This window comes from Streptomyces crystallinus, assembly GCF_039521265.1.
Lineage (GTDB): Bacteria > Actinomycetota > Actinomycetes > Streptomycetales > Streptomycetaceae > Streptomyces > Streptomyces crystallinus.
Window position 1 is genome coordinate 144,429 of sequence record NZ_BAAACA010000039.1, and the last position, 19,510, is coordinate 163,938.

At 71.1% G+C, this 19,510-nt stretch carries 19 protein-coding genes; 9 read left to right on the plus strand and 10 right to left on the minus strand.

Going from position 1 to position 19,510, the window contains the following annotated elements; genetic code table 11:
* The first annotated feature begins 45 nt into the window (after positions 1-45).
* Entirely contained in the window at positions 46-1,776 is a 1,731-nt protein-coding gene (locus ABD236_RS27965; protein ID WP_344078256.1) for a sensor histidine kinase, read from the plus strand.
* Between the two features lie 144 nt (positions 1,777-1,920).
* Positions 1,921-3,000 (plus strand): M23 family metallopeptidase, encoded by a 1,080-nt coding sequence (locus ABD236_RS27970; RefSeq protein ID WP_344078258.1) that lies wholly within the window; start codon positions 1,921-1,923, stop codon positions 2,998-3,000.
* Between the two features lie 76 nt (positions 3,001-3,076).
* Here the strand turns inward: ABD236_RS27970 and ABD236_RS27975 are convergent, their stop codons facing one another.
* Positions 3,077-3,994 (minus strand): Cof-type HAD-IIB family hydrolase, encoded by a 918-nt coding sequence (locus tag ABD236_RS27975; protein ID WP_425543973.1) that lies wholly within the window; start codon positions 3,992-3,994, stop codon positions 3,077-3,079.
* Between the two features lie 163 nt (positions 3,995-4,157).
* Here ABD236_RS27975 and ABD236_RS27980 point away from each other — a divergent pair, with 163 nt between their 5' ends.
* Complete coding sequence (locus tag ABD236_RS27980; protein WP_344078262.1) at positions 4,158-5,054, plus strand: LLM class flavin-dependent oxidoreductase; 897 nt, start codon at positions 4,158-4,160, stop codon at positions 5,052-5,054.
* Between the two features lie 107 nt (positions 5,055-5,161).
* Here the strand turns inward: ABD236_RS27980 and ABD236_RS27985 are convergent, their stop codons facing one another.
* The 3 genes from ABD236_RS27985 to ABD236_RS27995 all read right to left on the minus strand — a co-directional run bounded on the left by ABD236_RS27985 (position 5,162) and on the right by ABD236_RS27995 (position 6,861).
* Positions 5,162-5,623 (minus strand): hypothetical protein, encoded by a 462-nt coding sequence (locus ABD236_RS27985; RefSeq protein WP_344078264.1) that lies wholly within the window; start codon positions 5,621-5,623, stop codon positions 5,162-5,164.
* Positions 5,624-5,660: 37 nt separating this feature from the next.
* Positions 5,661-6,215 carry an RNA 2'-phosphotransferase gene (locus ABD236_RS27990; RefSeq protein ID WP_344078266.1) on the minus strand — a complete coding sequence of 185 codons (555 nt, stop codon included), beginning with the start codon at positions 6,213-6,215 and terminating at the stop codon, positions 5,661-5,663.
* A 130-nt stretch (positions 6,216-6,345) separates the two neighbouring features.
* The gene (locus ABD236_RS27995; RefSeq protein WP_344078268.1) at positions 6,346-6,861 is read right to left on the minus strand and encodes a PadR family transcriptional regulator; all 516 of its coding nucleotides are present in this window, start codon (positions 6,859-6,861) and stop codon (positions 6,346-6,348) included.
* 108 nt (positions 6,862-6,969) lie between these two features.
* Between ABD236_RS27995 and ABD236_RS28000 the strand changes: the two genes are divergently transcribed.
* On the plus strand, positions 6,970-7,542 hold the full coding sequence (locus ABD236_RS28000; protein ID WP_344078270.1) for a hypothetical protein: 573 nt from the start codon (positions 6,970-6,972) through the stop codon (positions 7,540-7,542).
* A gap of 56 nt (positions 7,543-7,598) precedes the next feature.
* On the opposite strand, the gene ABD236_RS28005 is transcribed toward ABD236_RS28000, so the two are convergent.
* The 4 genes from ABD236_RS28005 to ABD236_RS28020 form a co-directional block, all read right to left on the minus strand.
* A complete protein-coding gene (locus ABD236_RS28005) occupies positions 7,599-8,549 on the minus strand; it encodes a MerR family transcriptional regulator (protein WP_344078272.1) in 951 nt (316 codons plus the stop codon).
* A 113-nt stretch (positions 8,550-8,662) separates the two neighbouring features.
* Positions 8,663-9,592 (minus strand): metal-dependent hydrolase, encoded by a 930-nt coding sequence (locus ABD236_RS28010; RefSeq protein ID WP_344078274.1) that lies wholly within the window; start codon positions 9,590-9,592, stop codon positions 8,663-8,665.
* Positions 9,589-11,343 carry an SDR family oxidoreductase gene (locus tag ABD236_RS28015; RefSeq protein ID WP_344078374.1) on the minus strand — a complete coding sequence of 585 codons (1,755 nt, stop codon included), beginning with the start codon at positions 11,341-11,343 and terminating at the stop codon, positions 9,589-9,591. The genes ABD236_RS28010 and ABD236_RS28015 overlap by 4 nt, the downstream gene beginning before the upstream one ends.
* 26 nt (positions 11,344-11,369) lie before the next feature.
* The gene (locus ABD236_RS28020; RefSeq protein ID WP_344078276.1) at positions 11,370-12,218 is read right to left on the minus strand and encodes a M24 family metallopeptidase; all 849 of its coding nucleotides are present in this window, start codon (positions 12,216-12,218) and stop codon (positions 11,370-11,372) included.
* A gap of 269 nt (positions 12,219-12,487) precedes the next feature.
* Between ABD236_RS28020 and ABD236_RS28025 the strand changes: the two genes are divergently transcribed.
* From ABD236_RS28025 to ABD236_RS28045, 5 genes are all read left to right on the plus strand, one after another.
* On the plus strand, positions 12,488-13,507 hold the full coding sequence (locus ABD236_RS28025) for an ABC transporter ATP-binding protein (protein WP_344078376.1): 1,020 nt from the start codon (positions 12,488-12,490) through the stop codon (positions 13,505-13,507).
* The gene (locus ABD236_RS28030) at positions 13,497-14,414 is read left to right on the plus strand and encodes an ABC transporter permease (protein WP_425543974.1); all 918 of its coding nucleotides are present in this window, start codon (positions 13,497-13,499) and stop codon (positions 14,412-14,414) included. The genes ABD236_RS28025 and ABD236_RS28030 overlap by 11 nt, the downstream gene beginning before the upstream one ends.
* Positions 14,411-15,322 carry an ABC transporter ATP-binding protein gene (locus tag ABD236_RS28035; RefSeq protein ID WP_344078280.1) on the plus strand — a complete coding sequence of 304 codons (912 nt, stop codon included), beginning with the start codon at positions 14,411-14,413 and terminating at the stop codon, positions 15,320-15,322. The genes ABD236_RS28030 and ABD236_RS28035 overlap by 4 nt, the downstream gene beginning before the upstream one ends.
* Positions 15,323-15,339: 17 nt before the next feature.
* Entirely contained in the window at positions 15,340-16,059 is a 720-nt protein-coding gene (locus tag ABD236_RS28040) for an ABC transporter permease (RefSeq protein ID WP_344078282.1), read from the plus strand.
* A gap of 108 nt (positions 16,060-16,167) precedes the next feature.
* The gene (locus tag ABD236_RS28045; protein WP_344078284.1) at positions 16,168-16,842 is read left to right on the plus strand and encodes a rhomboid-like protein; all 675 of its coding nucleotides are present in this window, start codon (positions 16,168-16,170) and stop codon (positions 16,840-16,842) included.
* 168 nt (positions 16,843-17,010) lie between these two features.
* Here ABD236_RS28045 and ABD236_RS28050 read toward each other — a convergent pair whose 3' ends face one another.
* Together ABD236_RS28050 and serS are read right to left on the minus strand one after the other, a co-directional pair.
* Positions 17,011-17,832: an HAD family hydrolase gene (locus ABD236_RS28050; RefSeq protein ID WP_344078286.1), complete on the minus strand. Its 822-nt coding sequence runs from the start codon at positions 17,830-17,832 to the stop codon at positions 17,011-17,013.
* Complete coding sequence (gene serS / locus ABD236_RS28055; RefSeq protein WP_344078288.1) at positions 17,829-19,118, minus strand: serine--tRNA ligase; 1,290 nt, start codon at positions 19,116-19,118, stop codon at positions 17,829-17,831. Before serS ends, ABD236_RS28050 begins: the two co-directional genes overlap by 4 nt.
* Positions 19,119-19,510: the final 392 nt, after the last annotated feature.

A 19,510-nucleotide genomic window follows, 5' to 3' on the forward strand; every position in this document is an offset into this window, starting at 1 on the left:
AGGCCCGACTTTCCTCGCCAATTGGGACTTACTAGGCTCAAGGGCATGTCAGTGCCGGATCCGAAGGACCCCCAGGACACCAAGGACCACGACGCGCTCGAAGCGGCGACCCTGGCCACCCGAAGCCTCCACGGCCTGTCCACCGAGCTCACCGCGCGCGTGCCGCAGCTGCTGGAGGCGATGCGGTCCGTCGGTACCGGTCTGGAGCTGCGCTCCACGCTCGACCGCATCTGTGAGACCGCAGCCGAGCTGGCGGACGCCGAGTACGCGGCGATCGGGGTCGTCGACGAGACCGGCACAGGCCTCTCCGACTTCGTGACGTACGGCGTCTCCTTCGAGGACGCCGCAGCCATCGGGCGGCGCCCGGACGGGCATCGGGGGCTGCTCGGCTGGCTGATCCACCACCCCGAGCCCCTGCGGCTCGCCGACCTCTCCGCCGACCCGCGCTCGGCGGGATTCCCCGCGCACCACCCGCCGATGCGGACCTTCCTCGGGGTGCCCATCCGGGTGCAGGGCGAGGTCTTCGGGAATCTGTACCTCACGCAGAAGAGCGGCGGGGCCGAGTTCAACGACTACGACCTGCACATGGTCCGGGTGCTGGCCACCGAGGCGGGCATCGCGATCGGCAACGCTCGGCTGTACGAGGCGGCGCGCCAGCGCGAGCGGTGGATCGACGGGTCGGTCGCCGTCACCACCGCCCTGCTCTCGGGCGGCGACGCGGACGACGCGCTGGAAGTCGTCGCCGAGCAGGCCCGTCACCTCGCGGACTCGGCCGCCGGAATCGTGCTGCTGCCCGCCGAGGAGGGCGGCCTGGAGATCGTCGCCGTCTCCACCGACGACCCCGGCTCGGTGCTGGGCGTGGTGATCCCACCGGAGAGCCCGGTCGTCGCCACGCTGCTGGACGGCGAGGCGGTCTTCATGGAGGACGCGGCGACCGACGCGCGGATGATCACCAAACTGGCGGAGCGGTACGGGCCGAGCATGATGCTGCCGCTGCACAGCGGCGGCCGGGTGCTGGGGGCGCTCGCCACCCCTCGCGCGCGTGGAGCCCGCCCGTTCACCGAGGCGGAGAGGACCCTCGCCACCCAGTTCGCCTCGCAGGCGGCGCTCGCGCTGATGATGGCGGAGGCGCAGCGCGACCGTGAGCGGCTCGCCGTGTACGAGGACCGGGACCGGATCGCCCGGGACCTCCACGACCTGGTCATCCAGCGGCTGTTCGCGACCGGGATGATGCTGGAGGGCGCACAGCGCAAGTCGGTCGTGCCCGAGGTGCAGCGGGGCGTCGGCAAGGCCGTCGACGAGCTGGACGTGACGATCCAGGAGATCCGTACGGCGATCTTCGCGCTCCAGCAGGGGCCGGCCGAGGTGCCGTCCGGACTGCGCACCCGCGTACTGCGGGAGATCAACATGGCGGCGGTGCCGCTCGGCTTCAAGCCCGCCCACCGCTTCGTCGGCCCGGTCGACGCCCTCGTCGGCGAGCTGACCGGCAAGAACCTCATCGCAGCCCTGCGCGAGGCACTGTCCAACGCCTTCCGGCACGCCGAGGCCTCGCACATCGAGGTCGTCGTGGACGCCACCGTCCAGCTCCCGGACGGGAGTCAGGGCGTACGGCTCACCGTCGCGGACAACGGCGTCGGCATCCCTGAAGGTGGCCGCCGTAGCGGACTGCGCAATCTGCGGCGGCGCGCGGAGGCGCTGGGCGGCTCCAGCACGTACGGGCCCGGGACCGGAGAAGACGGCGGCGGGACGACGGTGGTGTGGGAGGCCCCGTTGTAGGCGCGTTGTGTGGGCTCGGCCGGCCCCCACAGGGCTGCGAGGGGCCGCCTCAGTTCCGCGTCTGTACGCCACTCGGGGGGAGCGGCCCCTCGCCGAGAGGTGTGTTTCACGTGAAACATGCTCCGGCCGCGCGACGATCCCGGCATGCGTCTCGGACACCTGTGCAGGGCCCTCACTCTGGTCCTGTGCGTCCTCGCCGGGCCGCTCGCTCCCGCCGCCGGGGCGGCCGACGACCCCGATGTGCCCCGGATGAGTCTGGCGGTGGCGCGGCTGTATCTGGACGCCGCCCATGCGACCACGGCGTATGAGCAGGGCAGACACGCGGCCGAGGCCCAGCGGGCGAAGGCGGAGTGGCTCGACCGGCTGCTCGCCGACCGGCGGCGCGATCTCGTACGGCTCCATGACGACATGGGCCGGGTGGCCCGCGCGCAGTACCGGACCGGCGGCAACATCGCGTACACCGCCCAGCTGTTGCTCGCCGACGACCCGGACGAGCTGATGCGCGGTCAGCGGCTGGCCTGGCAGGCGGACATGGCCGTGACCCGGCTCTACGGAAAGGCGCGCCGCGCGGAAGGGCGGCTCACCACGGCCCAGCGGCGGGCGCAGGACGCCTGGCGCGACCTCGCGGAGCGCCGGGACCAGCTGGAACGCATCAAGAAGTCCATCGCCGCGCGCCTGGAGGAGGCGCGGTGGGAGCTTCAGGGCGAGGCCGACCGCAGTGTCGCGGCGGGTCAGTGCCGTGGTGCCGTGCGCCTTGAGGAGCCACCGGGCTCACGCCCCGCGAGCGCCTGGACAGCGCCGGTGGAGACGTACCGGCTGTCGGCGGGATTCGACAGCGCGGGCGAGCGCTGGGCCCAGCGCCACACCGGCCAGGACTTCGCGGTGGACATCGGCACGCCGGTACGGGCGGTCGGCGCGGGCCGGGTCGTCTCCGTCTCCTGCGGGGGCGGCTTCGGGATCGAGGTCATCGTCGGGCACCCAGGGGGCTACTACTCGCAGTACGCGCATCTGGCGGCGGTCACGGTCGACCAGGGCGACCGGGTGAGCGCCGGCCAGTGGATCGGCCAGGCCGGCACCACCGGCAACTCGACCGGCCCGCACCTCCACTTCGAGATCCGCCTCACTCCGGAGATGGGTTCGGCGGTCGATCCGGTGCGGTGGCTGAGTGAGCACGGGGTGTCCCTGGCCGGCAATGCCGCCGAGCCGGAGGCGGACGGGTCGTGATGCCGACCTGTCACTCAGGGCGTGCGGGGTACTCAGCCGCGACTCGGCGAGCGGGTGCGTCGGCGTCGGCGTCGGCTCAGAGCGCGGCGAGGATCCGCTCGATGACGACCGCCACACCGTCGTCGTTGTTGGCGACCGTGTGACCTGAGGCGGCGGCCACGACGTCCGGGTGGGCGTTGCCCATCGCGTACGAGGTGCCTGCCCAGCTGAGCATCTCGACGTCGTTGGGCATGTCGCCGAAGGCGACGACCTCGGAGGGGAGGATGCCGCGCTCGGCGCAGCACAGTTCGAGCGTGGACGCCTTGGAGACGCCGGGGCCGCTGATCTCCAGGAGCGCCGTCGGGCTGGACCGGGTGATCTCGGCGCGGGCCCCCACGGCCTTGCGGGCGAGCACCAGGAAGTCGTCGGGCGGCAGCTCGGGGTGGTGGGCGAGCACCTTGAGGATGGGCTCACCGGCCGTGTCGGCGTCGTGGGCCAGCAGCTTCTCGGCGGGCGCGATGCTGCTGGCGGCGTCCATCAGCATCGGCGGATAGGCCAGTTCGTGGTGGAGCCCCCCGGTCTGCTCGACGGCGAAGGAGGTGCCCGGGACGGCGGCGCGCAGGATCTCGACGACGGCCAGGGCGGCTGTCCGCTCCAGCGGGCGGACCTTCACGAACCGGTGCTCGGCGAGCCCGTCGTGCAGATCGACGACAGCCGCGCCGTTGCCGCAGATGGCCAGGCCGTGGCCCTGGACATGGTCACTGACGACGTCCATCCAGCGGGCCGGGCGACCGGTGACGAAGAAGACCTCGATCCCCGCCTCCTCGGCGGCCGCGAGCGCCGCGACCGTGCGGTCCGAGACGGACTTGTCGTCGCGCAGCAGCGTGCCGTCCAGATCGGTCGCGATGAGCCGGGGGACGATGGGGGCCGGGTGCTCGGCGGGGAGGGGCTCGGTAGCTGAGGTCACAGATCCATTCTCCCGTACAGAGGCGCACGGGCGTGCGAGGGAGCGCACATGTGAGTACGCACGCTGGGGCGTGCGGGGCGCAGGGGGCGCATGAGGCCCTGGGGGACCAGCTGAGCCCAGGAGCCAGGAGCCACGAGCCACGAGCCAGTGTGACCAAGGGGGCCACTGGGAGGCGCCGACAGTGTCAGAGGCAGCCGTTAGTGTCGTAGGTATGCGTCTGAGCACTGTGATTCTTCCGGTACGCCGCTGGCACGACGGCGGTCGCGACGAGTGGCTGCGCGCCGAGGAGCTCGGCTTCCACACCGCGTACACCTACGACCACCTGTCCTGGCGGACCTTCCGCGATCAGCCGTGGTTCGGCGCGGTGCCGACGCTGACCGCCGCTGCCGCCGCCACCTCGCGCATACGGCTCGGCACGCTGGTCACCTCGCCGAACTTCCGGCACCCGGTGACCCTCGCCAAGGAACTGATCACGCTCGACGACATCTCCGACGGCCGGATAACGCTCGGCATCGGGGCCGGTGGCAACGGCTTCGACGCCACGGCCCTGGGCCAGCAGGCGTGGACGCCGCGCGAGCGGGCCGACCGCTTCGCCGAGTTCGTGCCGCTGCTCGACCGGCTGCTGACCGAGGACGCGGTGACCTCCGAGGGCGCCCTGTACTCGGCGGTCGAGGCGCGCAACATCCCCGGCTGTGTGCAGCGGCCCCGGCTGCCGTTCGCCGTGGCGGCGACCGGCCCGCGCGGGCTGAAGCTGGCGGCGCGCCACGGGCAGGCGTGGGTGACCACCGGTGACCCGAAGCTCTTCGAGTCGGGTACGCCCGATCAGTCGGTGGAGGCCATCCGCGGACAGATCAAGAAGCTCGGCGAGGCCTGCGACGACATCGGCCGCGATGTGGACGAGCTGGACAAGATCCTGCTCACCGGCTTCACGCCGGAGCCGCAGCGGGTGCTGGAGTCGCTCGACTCCTTCGTGGACTTCGCGGGCCGGCACTTCGAGCTCGGCATCACGGAGATCGTCCTGCACACGCCGATTCCGGACTCGGTCTTCGCGGCCGACCGGAAGGTGTTCGAGCAGATCGCCACGGAGGGGCTGGCGCAGCTGCGCTGACGTGCTGGGGGCTGGCTGACACCGGCCCCCGCCCCTGCTCAGGGCCGCCCGCCCCTGCTCGGACCCACCCGCCCCTGTTCCTGCGCGGCCCGCCCCGCCTCCGCTGTTCAGCTCTTGGCGCGTACGCGTCTGCTCAGCCAGGGCGTGAGCGTGCCGCCGAGGACGAGTTCCTTGTACGTCTCGTCGCCGGGCAGGGGGACCACCAGCCACCACCCCGGCGGGAAGAAGCGGCCCTTCACATACGCCAGGTCGCCGTAGACCGAGCGCAGGAACGCCGGGACCGCGTCGCGCGGCACGTCGTTGAACTCCACCTCGTCGACGGTGATCTTCGCGTCGTCCTCCGCGAAGAGCTGCACGGTCACCGCGGGCGAGCCGCCGAGCTCGACGAACGCCTCGTGCGGAAGGGAACCGTCCGGGTCCAGGACGGTGAACGCCCCGGCCGAGGTGCGGCGCGAGGACCGGTCGGCGCCGATGTCGTGGGTGACCTCCACGGCCAGGTTGTGCGCGTGAGCGACCTCGCGGATCGCGGCGACGGCGCTCTCGGTGCTGGGAAGACGCGGATGTGCCATGCCGTCGATCATCTCAGCAGAATGGCGCGAGGGGTGATCACTCGGGAAGGCGCAGGTACTTCGGGGGTACGGAGTCCGTGAGCCACACCCCGTTCGCGCTGATGTGGAAGACGAGGCCGTCCCGCCGCATCGCCGCGGCGTCCACGCTGAGGACGACCGGGCGGCCGCGCCGGGCGCCGACCCGGGTCGCCGTCTCGCGGTCGGCGGAGAGGTGCACATGGTGGCGGGCCATCGGCCGCAGCCCCTCGGCCCGGATCGAGTCCAGACTGCGGGCCACGGTGCCGTGGTAGAGGTACGCGGGCGGTTCGGCGGCCGGCAGGCCCAGGTCGACGGCGACGGTGTGGCCCTGGCTCGCTCGGATCCGGTCGCCCTCGATCGCGAAGCGGCGCTTGTCGTTCACGGCGACGACATGGTCGAGCTCGGCACGAGTGATGGGGAAGCGGTGCGCGGCAGCAGCCCGCAGGAGGGTGTCGATCCCGACCCAGCCGTGCGGGTCGAGGGTGAGCCCGATGCGCTCGGGCTGATGGCGCAGATGCTTCGACAGGTACTTGGACACCTTCACGGCGCGTCTGTCGTCCGGTGTTTCGGCCATGCCACCAGGGTGCCGGGCGGGGACGAGCCCCGGCACCCCAATTTCGCTCGGTGTCACGGTTGTCCGGGCTCCTCGGCGTCACCGTGCCGCGGGGCCTCTCGGGGTCTCCGTTCCCCGGGGCCCCTCGGCATCACGCCTTGAGCTGCTCTGCCGCCCAGCGGGCCCATTCCTCGTGCATCGCGCTGAGGCGCTTTCCGTACTCCAGGGCGAGGCGGCCGTGGACGGAGAGCGGGTCGTCGTCCCACTCGATCGAGGCCTCCGCGTGCTCCAGGCCGGCGCGCTGGCGGGAGGCGCGCTCGGCCTCGGTCAGGAGGTACGTCTGCGCCTCCAGCGGGGTGAGGAGGCCGAGGAAGAAGACGCGCAGCAGGGAGTCGCTGCGGCGGGTGCGGGTGGGCTCGGTCTCGGTGAGCCAGTGGCGCAGCTCGGCCCGGCCCGGGTCGGTGATCGCGTACTCCTTGCGCCCCCGGGGGCCCTCGGCGGCCACCTCGACCAGCCCCGCGTCGGCGAGCTTGCCCAGTTCGCCGTAGACCTGGCTCTGGGTCGCCGACCAGACGTGGGAGAGCGAGGTCTCGAACAGTTTCATCAGGTCGTAGCCGCTGGCCGGACGTTCGGACAGCAGCCCCAGGACCGCGTGACGAAGGCTCATGACCCTCACTTTACATTCCACTCTTGACACGTCAATGCTGGAACCTCTACTTTTGACATGTCGAAGTTGGAATGTGGAGCGGGCGAGAGCCCGGCTTGGGGGACTGCTGTGAACTACCTGCGCGGATTCATCCCTTGGATCGTCTTTGCCGCCGTCGGCAGCGAGCACTGGGAGTGGGGCGCGGTCTCCGCGCTCGCCGCGGGTGCCTGGCTGTTCGCCGCCGACCGCAAGCGGGGTGCCGCGGCCGACTCGATGATTCTGGAGCAGTCGACCATCGCCTTCTTCGCGGTGCTGAGCGTGGTGGCCTTCGCGATACCGGGCAGCGGGCTGCGGGAGTACGGCGGGGCGCTGGCCACCGGCTGGCTGGCCCTCACCGCCTGGGCGACGCTGGCCGTCCGGCGGCCCTTCACCACCGGAATAGCCAAGCGTCAGGCGCCGCGTGAGGTGTGGGACAACCCGGTGTTCCTTCGTATCAACGTGGTGCTGACCGCCGTCTGGGCCGCTGCCTTCACCGTGACCGCCGTCGCGCTCGCCGTCGTCCATGCCCAGTCGCTGGGCAGCGCCGCCGCGATAGCCGTGCAGGTCGCCGGGTTCGCGGTGCCCGCTTTCGTCACCGCCAGGTACCCGGAGCGTGCCCGGCGCGCCGCGCAGGCCGCCAAAGTGAGCGCAATCACGCACTGATGACGGTCAGTTAGGTTTGATCCACAGACAAGTGCGGTTATCCACAGGCCCTGTGGCTATTCTGTGGACAACTTGCGGGCTGCGAGAGCGTCCAACGTACGGGACTGAACCTCCCGTTCGGCGGCGGCGGTGATGAACGCGGCGACGTTCTCCGGGCCGACCAGGTCCCGTACGGCCCGGACCGTGTGTGCGGGCAGGGCGACGGGACCGGGGTCGGGATCGGCCGGGGCGGCCGGGGCCGCGGCGCCGAGGTGGCGCTGGAGGTGCCGGGTGGCGAACAGGCGCATGGCCCGGGCCAGTTCGGCGTCCACGGTCTGCTGGGCGAGCGGGCGCAGTCGGCGCACCAGACCGGCGGCCTCGGCGGCCTCCGCGTCGGTGGGCGGACGGTCGCCCAGATACCGGGCGAAGACGTGCTCGGTGGTGAAGTCCAGGAAGCGGGCCGCGATGTGCTCCACCTGGCCGCGCAGCTCCCGCAGATGCCCGGAGATGGCGTCCAGGGGCACCCCGGCCGCGTGCAGCTCGGCGGCGACCCCCAGCTCCTGCGGGCTGGGGACCAGGAACTCGCGGTCGTTGCCGGGGACGCGCTCCAGGATGCCGAGCTCGACGGCGTCCGCCACGGCCTCGTCGTCCGGCTCGCCGCCGAAGGTGGCGTCGAGATCGTCCCGGGTGATCCGGGCGGCCTCCTCGTCGGTCCAGGGGCCGTTGACCTCGGCGACCAGGCCGAGGACACCGCCGAGGCCGCGGCCCGCGTCCCAGGCCTCGAGGAGTTCCTTGATGGAGGCCAGGGTGTATCCCCGGTCGAGCAGATCGGCGATCTGGCGCAGCCGGGCCAGATGGGTCTCGCCGTACACATTGGACCGGCCGCGCCGCTCGGGCCTGGGCAGCAGGCCGCGGTCCTGGTAGGCGCGGATGGTGCGGACCGTGGCACCGCTCGCGTGGGCCAGGTCCTCGATGCGGTACTCACAGGAGGAGGGGAGGGAGTGTGCCACCGTTTGCTGGACCGGCACGGCGGCCGGTGTCGGCACCGGGGCCTGGGCGGATGCCGCTGACGTCGGCGCCGCCGACGCGCCCGGCGCCCCCGATGGCTGTGCTGCTGGCTGCCCGGACAAAGCGTCTCCCTCTACCCCAGGGCGGCGCGGCCCACCGCACCCGCTGCCACACGGGCCGCCGGCGAGGTCGCGAGATATTCGACGGCCTTGCGCAGGGAGCCCTCCTGCGAGGGATGGTACGACCGCCGGAAGTAGCGGGGTATGGCCGCGCCGAGCTCCTTCCAGCTGGGCAGCAGCCCGCGCCGGACGGCCCGGTTGTGCTCGCGCAGCGAATACCGCACCCGGCCGGCGAGCCGCGGGTCGTGGCGGATCAGATAGGAGGCGCCCCACGCCCACAGCCAGAGCAGCACCGGAGCGACCACGACCATGCCCTCCACCCGGCGGGCGTAGCGGGGCAGGCCCTCACCGCCGCAGTGCTGGTACATGTCGAAGGCGATGGCGCGGTGCTCGACCTCCTCGGCGCCGTGCCAGCGCAGCAGGTCGAGCATGACCGGGTCGGAGCCGGCCCGGTCGAGGGCCTCGGCGTGCAGCACCCAGTCGCCCAGGACGGCGGTGAACTGTTCGATCGCGGCGATCAGCGAGAGCCGGAAGCGCAGCCACTCCTGGGTCGGTATCGGCGCGCCGAACGGGGGCCGCTCACCGAGGAGTTTGTCGAAGAGGAAGTCGACGTGGCGGGTGTAGGCCTCGGTGTCGAGGCGCTGCTCGGCGAGGTGGTCGAGGACATAGGCGTGCTGGACGCTGTGGGTGGCCTCCTGGCCCATGAACCCCTTGACGTCCTTGAGCAGCACCGGGTCGGTGACCAGCGGGAGGGCTTCCTTGAAGACCTTCACGAACCAGCGCTCACCGGCGGGAAGGAGGAGATGCAGGACGTTGATGACGTGGGTGGCGGTGGGCTCGTCGGGTATCCAGTGCAGCGGGGTCTCGTGCCAGTCGAACGAGACCCGCCGCGGGGAGATCCTGTAGTGCTCCGGGCTCGTGCCCTCCAGGCGCTCCGTGCTCACAGCGGTGGCTCCAATCGGGCGATGGCGCGCAAGGTGCGGGGCGTGAAGCGGGACATCAGGTGGGCGCCGCGGGCCTCGGGCGTCACCGGCACCACCGCCTGGTTCTTCACCACCGCGCGCAGGATCGCCGCGGCGACCTTCTCCGGCGGGTAGTTGCGCAGGCCGTAGAGCCGGGCGGACTTCTTCTGGCGGCGCTTCTCCTCCGTCTCGTCGGCCCCGGCGAAGCGGGCGGTGGAGGTGATGTTGGTGTTGACGAAGCCGGGGCAGATGGCGCTGACGCCGATGCCCTGGCCGGCCAGCTCGGCGCGCAGGCACTCGCTGAGCATCAGCACCGCCGCCTTCGTGGTGGAGTAGGCGGGCAGCGCCTTGGAGGGCTGGTAGGCGGCGGCCGAGGCGGTGTTGACGATATGGCCGCCCTGGCCGCGCTCGGTCATCTGCTTGCCGAAGATCCGGCAGCCGTGGATGACACCCCACAGATTGACGTCGAGGACCTTCTTCCAGTCCTCGCTGGTGGTGTCGAAGAACGAGCCGGACAGGCCGATCCCGGCGTTGTTCACCAGGACGTCCACGATGCCGTACTCGGCGGCGACCTTCTCGGCGAGCTTCTCCATCGCCTGCTCGTCGCTGACGTCGACGGTCTCGGCCCAGGCCTCGGGCGCGCCGATCAGCCGGGACATCTCGGCGGTCCGGGCCGCCCCCTCCGCGTCCCGGTCCACCGCGACGATCCGCGCCCCGGCCTCGGCGAACGCGAAGGCGGTGGCCCGGCCGATGCCGCTGGCCGCGCCGGTGACCAGGACGAGCTGACCGCCGAAGCGGTCCGCGTAGGGGCCGGTGGCCACCGCGTCCTTGGCCGAGACGCCGTCCTCGTTGGCGGTGACGAACTCGGTGATCCAGGCGGCCAGCCGGTCGGGACGGGTGCGCGGGACCCAGTGCTTGGCGGGCAGGGTGCGGCGTACCAGCTGTGGTGCCCACAGCTCCAGGTCGTCGTAGAGGCGCTGGGAGAGGAATGCGTCGCCGGTCGGCGTGATCAGCTGCACCGGCACATGCGCGTAGGCGTCGGCGCGGGGGCGGCGCAGCCGGGCCCGGACGTTGTCCCGGTAGAGCCAGGCGCCGTGCGCCGCGTCCGTCGGCAGGGAGGCCGTGGGGTACCCGCCGGAGGGGACCTTCTCCACCCGTTCGAGGATCCGGGGCCACTGCTTGCCGAGCGGGCCGCGCCAGGCGAACTCGGGCAGGACGGGAGTGTGCAGCATGTACACGTACCAGGACTTGGCGCCCTGGCCGAGCAGCTGGCCGACCCGGCGGGGGGTCGGGCGGCTCATCCGGCTCTTGATCCAGTGCCCGAAGTGGTCGAGGGAGGGGCCGGACATCGAGGTGAAGGAGGCGATCCGGCCCTCGGTGCGCTTGACGGTCACGAACTCCCAGGCCTGTACGGACCCCCAGTCGTGGCCGACCAGGTGCACCGGCCGGTCCGGGCTCACCGCGTCGGCGACCGCCAGGAAGTCGTCGGTCAGCTTCTCCAGGGTGAAGCCGCCGCGCAGCGGGGCGGGGGCGGTCGAGCGCCCATGGCCCCGGACGTCGTACAGCACGACGTGGAAGCGCTCGGCGAGGCGGACGGCGACCTCCGACCAGACCTCCTTGCTGTCCGGGTAGCCGTGCACGAGTACCACGGTGGGCTGCTCCGGGTCGCCGAGCTCGGCGACGCACAGCTCGATCCCTCCCGTGCGCACCCAGCGCTCGCGTGCGCCCTCCATGCCGTTGCCCGTCCGCTCTCCCACGCTCACGCCGCCTTCTCCTCGGCCCAGCGCCGCACATGCGGCAGATCGTCGTCCAGCCAGAACGCGCTCTGCTCGGGGTCCTTGGAGTCGGTGACGACCAGGATCTCCTCGAACTTCGCGCCCGTACCCCGGAACCCGAGGTGCGGCTCGACCGCCCACAGCCCCGGCTGGGGCGGGTGGTCGGAGAACTTGTAGGGGCTCCACAGCGGCGACCAGCCGTCGCGGTGGCCGTGCAGCGCGTCGCTCGCCAGGCCCTTGAGGGACTGGGTGCCGAAGCCGAAGACGTTCGGCGACCAGCGGCGCTCCTTGACCTGGTCGACCTTGTGGGCGATCACGCCGAAGGGATACGCGCGGTGGCGGTTGGCATAGCCCTGGCGGACCATGAGCCGGTCCACGTCCTCGTATATCTCGCGCAGCGGCCGGCGCTCGCGGACCTCGCGCAGGAGGAGCTCGCGGTGTGCCTCCAGATCGGCGAGGAGCCGGTCGTGCACGGGGTTGAGGCCCAGACAGCCCGAGTAGCCGATGTCCGCGGTGAAGCCCTTGTGGACCGGGGCCATGTCGAGGATGAACGGCATCCCCGCCTCCAGCCTCCGGTTGGTGGGGAAGAACTGGAGCGGGACGCGGAAGTTCACGAACGCCGTGCGGTCCCCGAACCAGGCGAACGGCAGATGGAACCAGTCCCGCACCCCGCGCCCGCGCAGCCACTCCCGCTGCATCCGGGCCGCCTCGCGCTCCGTCACCCCCGGCTTGAGCTGGGCCGCCACGGCCTCCGCGCACTCATAGGCGAGCCGCTGCACTTCCCTGAACCCGCTGAGCCGCGCGTCGAGTTCCGTCTTGACCGCCGTTGGCATCGCGCCCACACCCCTGTCGTCGTACGCGTGCGTAACTTGACACTGATGAATGTGACAATGCCCGGCGGCTACGTCAAGGGCCGGGGGCCGACCTGTGGACGACGAGGGCGTTGTGGACAACCCGTTCGCCCGCGGCTGGGCGTTTCTCAGGGTCCCGTCACTCTTGCGTAGGGGGCACCTAGGGGCCCGTACCTCTGGAGTCGGACACGGATCCAGCCGCCTGGTCTGACGATTGGTGTGGCCTGCGCCACTACCTTCGAACTGTGAATGTGATCGCGACCGAAAGCCTGAGCAAGCGGTTCCCCCGGGTGACCGCGCTTGACCGGCTCTCCCTGGACATCGGGCCCGGTGTGACCGGCCTGGTGGGTGCCAACGGAGCCGGCAAGTCGACGTTGATCAAGATCCTCCTCGGCCTCTCCCCGGCCACCGAGGGCACGGCCGCGGTGCTCGGCCTCGATGTCGCCACCAGCGGCGGCGCGATCCGTGAGCGCGTCGGCTACATGCCGGAGCACGACTGTCTGCCGCCCGACGTCTCGGCCACCGAGTTCGTCGTGCACATGGCGCGCATGTCGGGCCTCCCGGTGACCGCCGCCCGCGAGCGCACCGCCGACACCCTGCGCCACGTCGGCCTCTACGAGGAGCGGTACCGCCCCATCGGCGGCTACTCGACCGGTATGAAGCAGCGGGTCAAGCTCGCGCAGGCGCTCGTCCACGACCCCCAGCTGGTCCTCCTCGACGAGCCCACCAACGGCCTCGACCCGGTCGGCCGCGACGAGATGCTCGGCCTGATCCGCCGCATCCACACCGACTTCGGCATCTCCGTCCTGGTCACCTCGCACCTCCTCGGCGAGCTGGAGCGCACCTGCGACCACGTGGTGGTCATCGACGGCGGCAAGCTGCTGCGGTCCAGCTCCACCAGCGACTTCACCCAGACCACCACCACGCTCGCGGTCGAGGTCACCGACTCCGACGCGCACCCGGACGGCACCGAGGCCGTGCGCGGCGCCCTCCTCGCGGCCGGCATCACCCTCCACGCGGGCGTGGAGGACGGACTGCCGGGCGCCGGGCACATCCTGCTCGTGGAGGCGGCGGGCGAGAAGACGTACGACGTGGTGCGCGACACCGTCGCCGGGCTCGGCCTCGGGCTCGTACGGATGGAGCAGCGCCGCCACCACATCGCGGAGGTCTTCAAGACCCCGGCGCAGGCGTCGGAGCCGGTCTCCGAGCGCGCCGCCGCCTGGGCAGCGACCGCCGCACGGCAGAACGGAGGCGGCAGCCATGGCGGCTGAGGCCACAGGGACCCCGATGACACAGCACCAGAGCGCGCAGACCCGGATCCACAACATCGGCTACCGGAACTACGACGGCCCGCGCCTTGGCCGGGCGTACGCACGACGCTCGCTCTTCTCGCAGTCGCTGCGCGGGGCGTACGGACTGGGCCGCAGCGCCAAGTCCAAGGTGCTGCCGATGCTGCTCTTCGCGGTGATGTGCCTGCCCCCGGCCATCATGGTCGCGGTCGCCATCACCACCAAGGCCAACGACCTGCCGGTGGACTACACCCGCAACGCGATCCTGATGCAGGCCGTGATCGGCCTCTTCATCGCCGCGCAGGCCCCCCAGACCGTCTCGCGCGACCTGCGCTTCCGTACCGTGCCGCTGTACTTCTCCCGGCCCATCGAGCGTGTGGACTACGTGCTCGCCAAGTTCGCGGCGATGGCCTCGGCGCTGTTCATCCTCACGGCGGCGCCGCTCGTCGTGCTCTACGCGGGCGCGCTGCTCGCCAAACTCGACTTCGCGCACCAGACCAAGGGGTTCGCACAGGGACTGGTCTCGGTGGCTCTGCTCTCGCTCCTGTTCGCCGGCATCGCACTGGTGGTCTCGGCGCTCACCCCGCGCCGCGGCTTCGGCGTGGCGGCCGTCATCGCGGTGCTGACCATCTCCTACGGGGCGGTCTCCGCGATCCAGGGCGTCGCCTTCGACCAGCAGTCCACCGGCGCCATCAAGTGGTTCGGCCTCTTCTCCCCCATCACGCTCGTCGACGGGGTGCAGACCGCCTTCCTCGGCGCCACCTCGGCCTTCCCCGGCCGCGAGGGTCCGGGCGCCGGGCCCGGCGTGGTGTACCTGCTCGTCGTCCTCGCGCTGATCGCCGGCTCGTACGCCGTCCTGATGCGCCGCTACCGGAAGGTCGGGCTGTGACGACCATCGACATCGACCACACCTCCCGCTGGTTCGGCAACGTGGTGGCCGTCAACGACGTCACCATGTCGATCGGCCCCGGGGTGACCGGACTGCTCGGCCCCAACGGCGCCGGGAAGTCCACGCTCATCAACATGATGGGCGGCTTCCTCGCCCCCTCGACGGGCAGCGTGACCCTCGACGGCCGCCCCATCTGGCGCAACGAGGACGTCTACCGGCAGATCGGCATCGTCCCCGAACGGGAGGCGATGTACGACTTCCTGACCGGCCGCGAGTTCGTGGTCGCCAACGCCGAGCTGCACGGGCTCGGGGCCAAGGAGGCCCAGCGGGCGCTCGCCACGGTCGAGATGGAGTACGCGCAGGACCGCAGGATCCAGACGTACAGCAAGGGCATGCGCCAGCGCGTGAAGATGGCGTCCGCGCTGGTCCACGACCCCTCGGTGCTGCTGCTCGACGAGCCGTTCAACGGTATGGACCCCCGTCAGCGCATGCAGCTGATGGACCTGCTGCGGCGGATGGGCGCGGAGGGCCGCACCGTCCTGTTCTCCTCGCACATCCTTGAGGAGGTCGAGCAGCTCGCCTCCCACATCGAGGTGATCGTGGCCGGTCGGCACGCGGCGAGCGGTGACTTCCGCAAGATCCGTCGGCTGATGACCGACCGTCCGCACCGCTATCTGATCCGCTCCAGCGACGACCGCGCGCTCGCCGCCGCGCTGATCGCCGACCCCTCGACGGCCGGGATCGAGGTGGACCTCAAGGAGGGCGCGCTGCGTATCCAGGCGGTCGACTTCGGGCGGTTCACGACACTGCTGCCGCAGGTCGCGAAGGCGCACGGGATCCGGCTGCTGACGGTCTCGCCGTCCGACGAGTCGCTGGAATCCGTCTTCTCCTACCTCGTAGCGGCCTGAAAGGAGCTGTGAGCGTCATGTACAACCCCACAGTCGCCCGGCTCACCTACCGGGCCCTGCTCGGCCGCCGCCGGGCCGCCATCCTCTGTGTGCTGCCGGTGCTGCTGATCGTCATCGCGGCGGCGGTACGTTCCTTCAGCGGCGCCGACGACCAGGTCACGGCGAACCTCCTGGGCGGGTTCGCGCTCGCCACGATGGTCCCGCAGATCGGTGTCATCGCGGGCACCGGAGCGATCGGTCCCGAGATCGACGACGGCTCGATCGTCTATCTGCTGGCCAAGCCGGTGAAGCGGCCGACGATCATCTTCACCAAGCTGATCGTGGCGATCGCGGTGACCATGGTCTTCTCGGCCGTGCCCACGTTCGTCGCCGGAATGATCCTCAACGGCAACGGCCAGCAGCTCGCGGTCGCCTACACGGTCGCGGCCCTGGTCGCCTCGATCGCGTACGCGGCGGTCTTCCTGCTCCTGGGCACGGTCACCCGGCACGCGGTGGTCTTCGGCCTGGTCTACGCGCTGGTCTGGGAGAGCCTCTTCGGCAACCTGGTCCCGGGGGCGCGCACGCTGAGCGTCCAGCAGTGGTCGCTCGCCCTCGCCGAGCGGATCGGGACGAACGGCCTCATCACCTCGGACGTCGCACTGCCCGCCGCGGTCGTCCTGCTGACGGCGGTCACGGTCCTGGCGACCTGGTACGCGGGCCAGAAGCTGCGGACGCTGAAGCTGGCCGGGGAGGAGTGACCTCCGGGGAGGCGTGACCTCGGGGGCGGGTGGGGCCTGCGGGGCAGGTGTCACCCGCCCGCGACCCGGGCGGCGGCCTTCCGGCCCCGCCCGGGTCATCATCGAGGGATGACGACCCTTCACGGCCCGGGCACCCGACGGGCGCCGGAGCCGGCCCGGCCGGTGCGGGCCTGGGTGCGCTCCTCGCCGGGGACGCACATCTGGCTGGCGGTCATCGCGATCACCAGCATCGTCATCGAACTGTCCAGCCAGGGCCTCGAGCACTATCTGCTGCACCGCAACAGCAGCAACATCCACGAGCTCACCAGGCACCCCGCCCAGTCGCTGTTCACCAGCGCCTTCTGGATCGAGAACCCGTCCTCGTTCCTGCTCTACCTGGTCCTCTTCGAGCTCGTCCACGCGCCCGTGGAGCGCTGGATCGGCACCCTGCGCTGGCTGGTGGCCGTCGCCGTCGCGCATGTCGCCGCCACCCTGGTCAGCCAGGAGGTGGTGCTGTGGAGCATCCGCAACCACGAGGTGCCCAAGCGGATGGCGCATGTGGTGGACATCGGGGTCAGCTACGGGCTGGCCGCCTCGGCGGGGCTGCTGGTGTACCGGCTGCCGAGGCCGTGGCGATGGCTCTACCTCGCGTGCGTGCTCGCGTTCTTCGGGATCCCGCTGCTGACCGGCGGCACCTTCACGGACATCGGGCACGGGGTGGCGCTGGCCATCGGACTGGCCTGCTGGCCGCTGACGAGGGGTAAATCAGTGGCTTCGAACGGACGTGCGGTGCACAGTGGTTGAGGGCCCCAGGGCAGACCGCTTCGAGCGCGCCACCGGCGCGGGTCACCTTGGGACACGGGATCGGTAAGGGGCGTCCACCTATGGCGGACGCCCCTTACACATGCCCGTAACGCCTGCTCGTACGGTCGCCAGAAGCAGTCGCATACGTGAGCCGCTGACGCGAGCGCCTCACGCGCCCAGCAACTGCTCCAGGACCACCGCGATCCCGTCGTCGTCGTGGGACGCGGTGATCTCGTGGGCGACGGCCTTCAGCTCGTCGTGGGCGTTGGCCATGGCCACACCGTGCTCGGCCCAGCCGAACATCGGGATGTCGTTGGGCATGTCCCCGAAGGCGATGGTGTCCGTCGAGCGGCAGCCGAGCCGGCGCGCGGCCAGCGACAGACCGGTCGCCTTGCTCAGGCCCAGCGGAAGCAGCTCCACCACGCCCTCGCCCGCCATCACCACGTCGACCAGGCTGCCGACGACCTGGCGCGCGATCCGCGCCAGCTCGTCGTCCCCGAGCCGGGGGTGCTGGATGTAGACCTTGTTCAGCGGCGCCGCCCACAGCTCGGCGATCCGGTCGAAGGCGACGACCGGCAGCGAGCCCTCCTGGACCCGGTAGCCGGGGCCGACCAGCACCTCGCCGTCGAGCCCGTCCCGGCTCGCGGCCAGCGCCAGCGGGCCCACCTCGGCCTCTATCTTCGACAGCGCCAGCCCCGCCAGTTGGCGGTCGAGCGTCACCGACGTCAGCAGCCGGTGCTCGCCCGCGTGGTAGACCTGTGCGCCCTGGCCGCACACCGCAAGACCCTGGTAGCCCAGGTCGTCCAGGATGTGCCGGGTCCAGGGCACCGCGCGGCCGGTCACCACGATGTGGGCCGCGCCCGCCGCGGTGGCCGCGGCGAGCGCCTCACGGGTGCGCTGCGAGACGGTCTCGTCGGAGCGCAGCAGCGTCCCGTCCAGATCGGTCGCGATCAGCTTGTACGGGAACGGCTTCCCCGAGGCGGTGCTCACTTGGCGATGGGCTCCAGCACCTCGCGGCCGCCCAGGTAGGGGCGGAGCACGGCCGGGACCCGCACGGAGCCGTCGGCCTGCTGGTGGTTCTCCAGGATCGCCACGATCGTGCGCGGCACCGCGCAGAGCGTGCCGTTCAGCGTCGCCAGCGGCTGCACCTTGCTCTTGCCGTCGGCGTTGTCGCGCATCCGCACGGAGAGGCGGCGGGCCTGGAAGCCGTCGCAGTTGGAGGCCGAGGTCAGCTCGCGGTACTTGCCCTGGGTGGGGATCCACGCCTCGCAGTCGAACTTGCGCGAGGCCGAGGCGCCGAGGTCGCCGGTGGCCACGTCGATCACCTGGAAGGGCAGCTCAAGGCCGGTCAGCCACTGCTTCTCCCAGTCCAGGAGCCGCTTGTGCTCGTTCTCGGCGTCCTCGGGGTGGACGTACGAGAACATCTCCACCTTGTCGAACTGGTGCACACGGAAGATGCCCCGGGTGTCCTTGCCGTACGTACCGGCCTCGCGGCGGAAGCACGGCGAGAAGCCCGCGTAGCGCAGCGGGAGCTTCTCCGCGTCGATGATCTCGTCCATGTGGTACGCGGCGAGCGGGACCTCGGAGGTGCCGACCAGGTAGTAGTCGTCCTTCTCCAGGTGGTACACGTTCTCCGCGGCCTGGCCGAGGAAGCCGGTGCCCTCCATGGCGCGCGGGCGGACCAGCGCGGGGGTGAGCATCGGGATGAAGCCGGCCTCGGTGGCCTGCGCGATCGCCGCGTTGACGAGGGCGAGCTCCAGGAGCGCGCCGACGCCCGTCAGGTAGTAGAAGCGCGAGCCGGAGACCTTGGCGCCGCGCTCGACGTCGATGGCGCCCAGCGCCTCGCCGAGCTCCAGGTGGTCCCTGGGCGCGAAGCCCTCGGCCGCGAAGTCGCGGATGGTGCCGTGCGTCTCCAGGACGACGAAGTCCTCCTCGCCGCCGACCGGCACGTCCTCGTGGACGATGTTGCCGAGCTGGAGCAGCAGGCGCTTGGCCGCCTCGTCCGCCTCGTTCTGCTCGGCCTCGGCGCTCTTCACGTCGGTCTTGAGCTGCTCGGCCTTCTGCAGGAGCTCGGCGCGCTCCTCGGGCGAGGCCTTGGGGATGAGCTTGCCGAGCGCCTTCTGCTCGGAGCGCAGCTCGTCGAAGCGGACGCCGGACGACCTGCGCCGCTCGTCGGCTGAGAGCAGGGCGTCGACGAGCGCGACGTCCTCTCCACGGGCGCGCTGGGAGGCGCGAACACGGTCGGGGTCCTCACGGAGCAGGCGAAGGTCAATCACCCCTCCAGGCTACCGGTGCGGATCCCTGGCACCCCACCGGATATCCCCGCCGCGTCTCTTCCGCGTGTCGGTTTGCCCGAATTGACCGTATTGAGAAATCTGGTGGAGAAATTCCGGGACGGGCGTCAATAAAGCCCGCCCTTTTCCCTGAAAAGGGGTGCTTTCCGGACTTCGGTTGACCGGACTCCCTTGGTTCCCAAGGGACTTGTCCACAGAAGCGCACAGCTGAGGAAAGTTATCCACAGGGTGTGGGGGCTTCTTGTGGATCGCCGGGAGGATCCGTTCCCTGGCGCGGTGCGGGGCCAAGGATTCCCAGTTCGAACCTCTTCCACACACTCATTCGGGTGGGAATTGCTCGCTCTAAAGAGTTCATCGAGGGAATTGGGGTGACA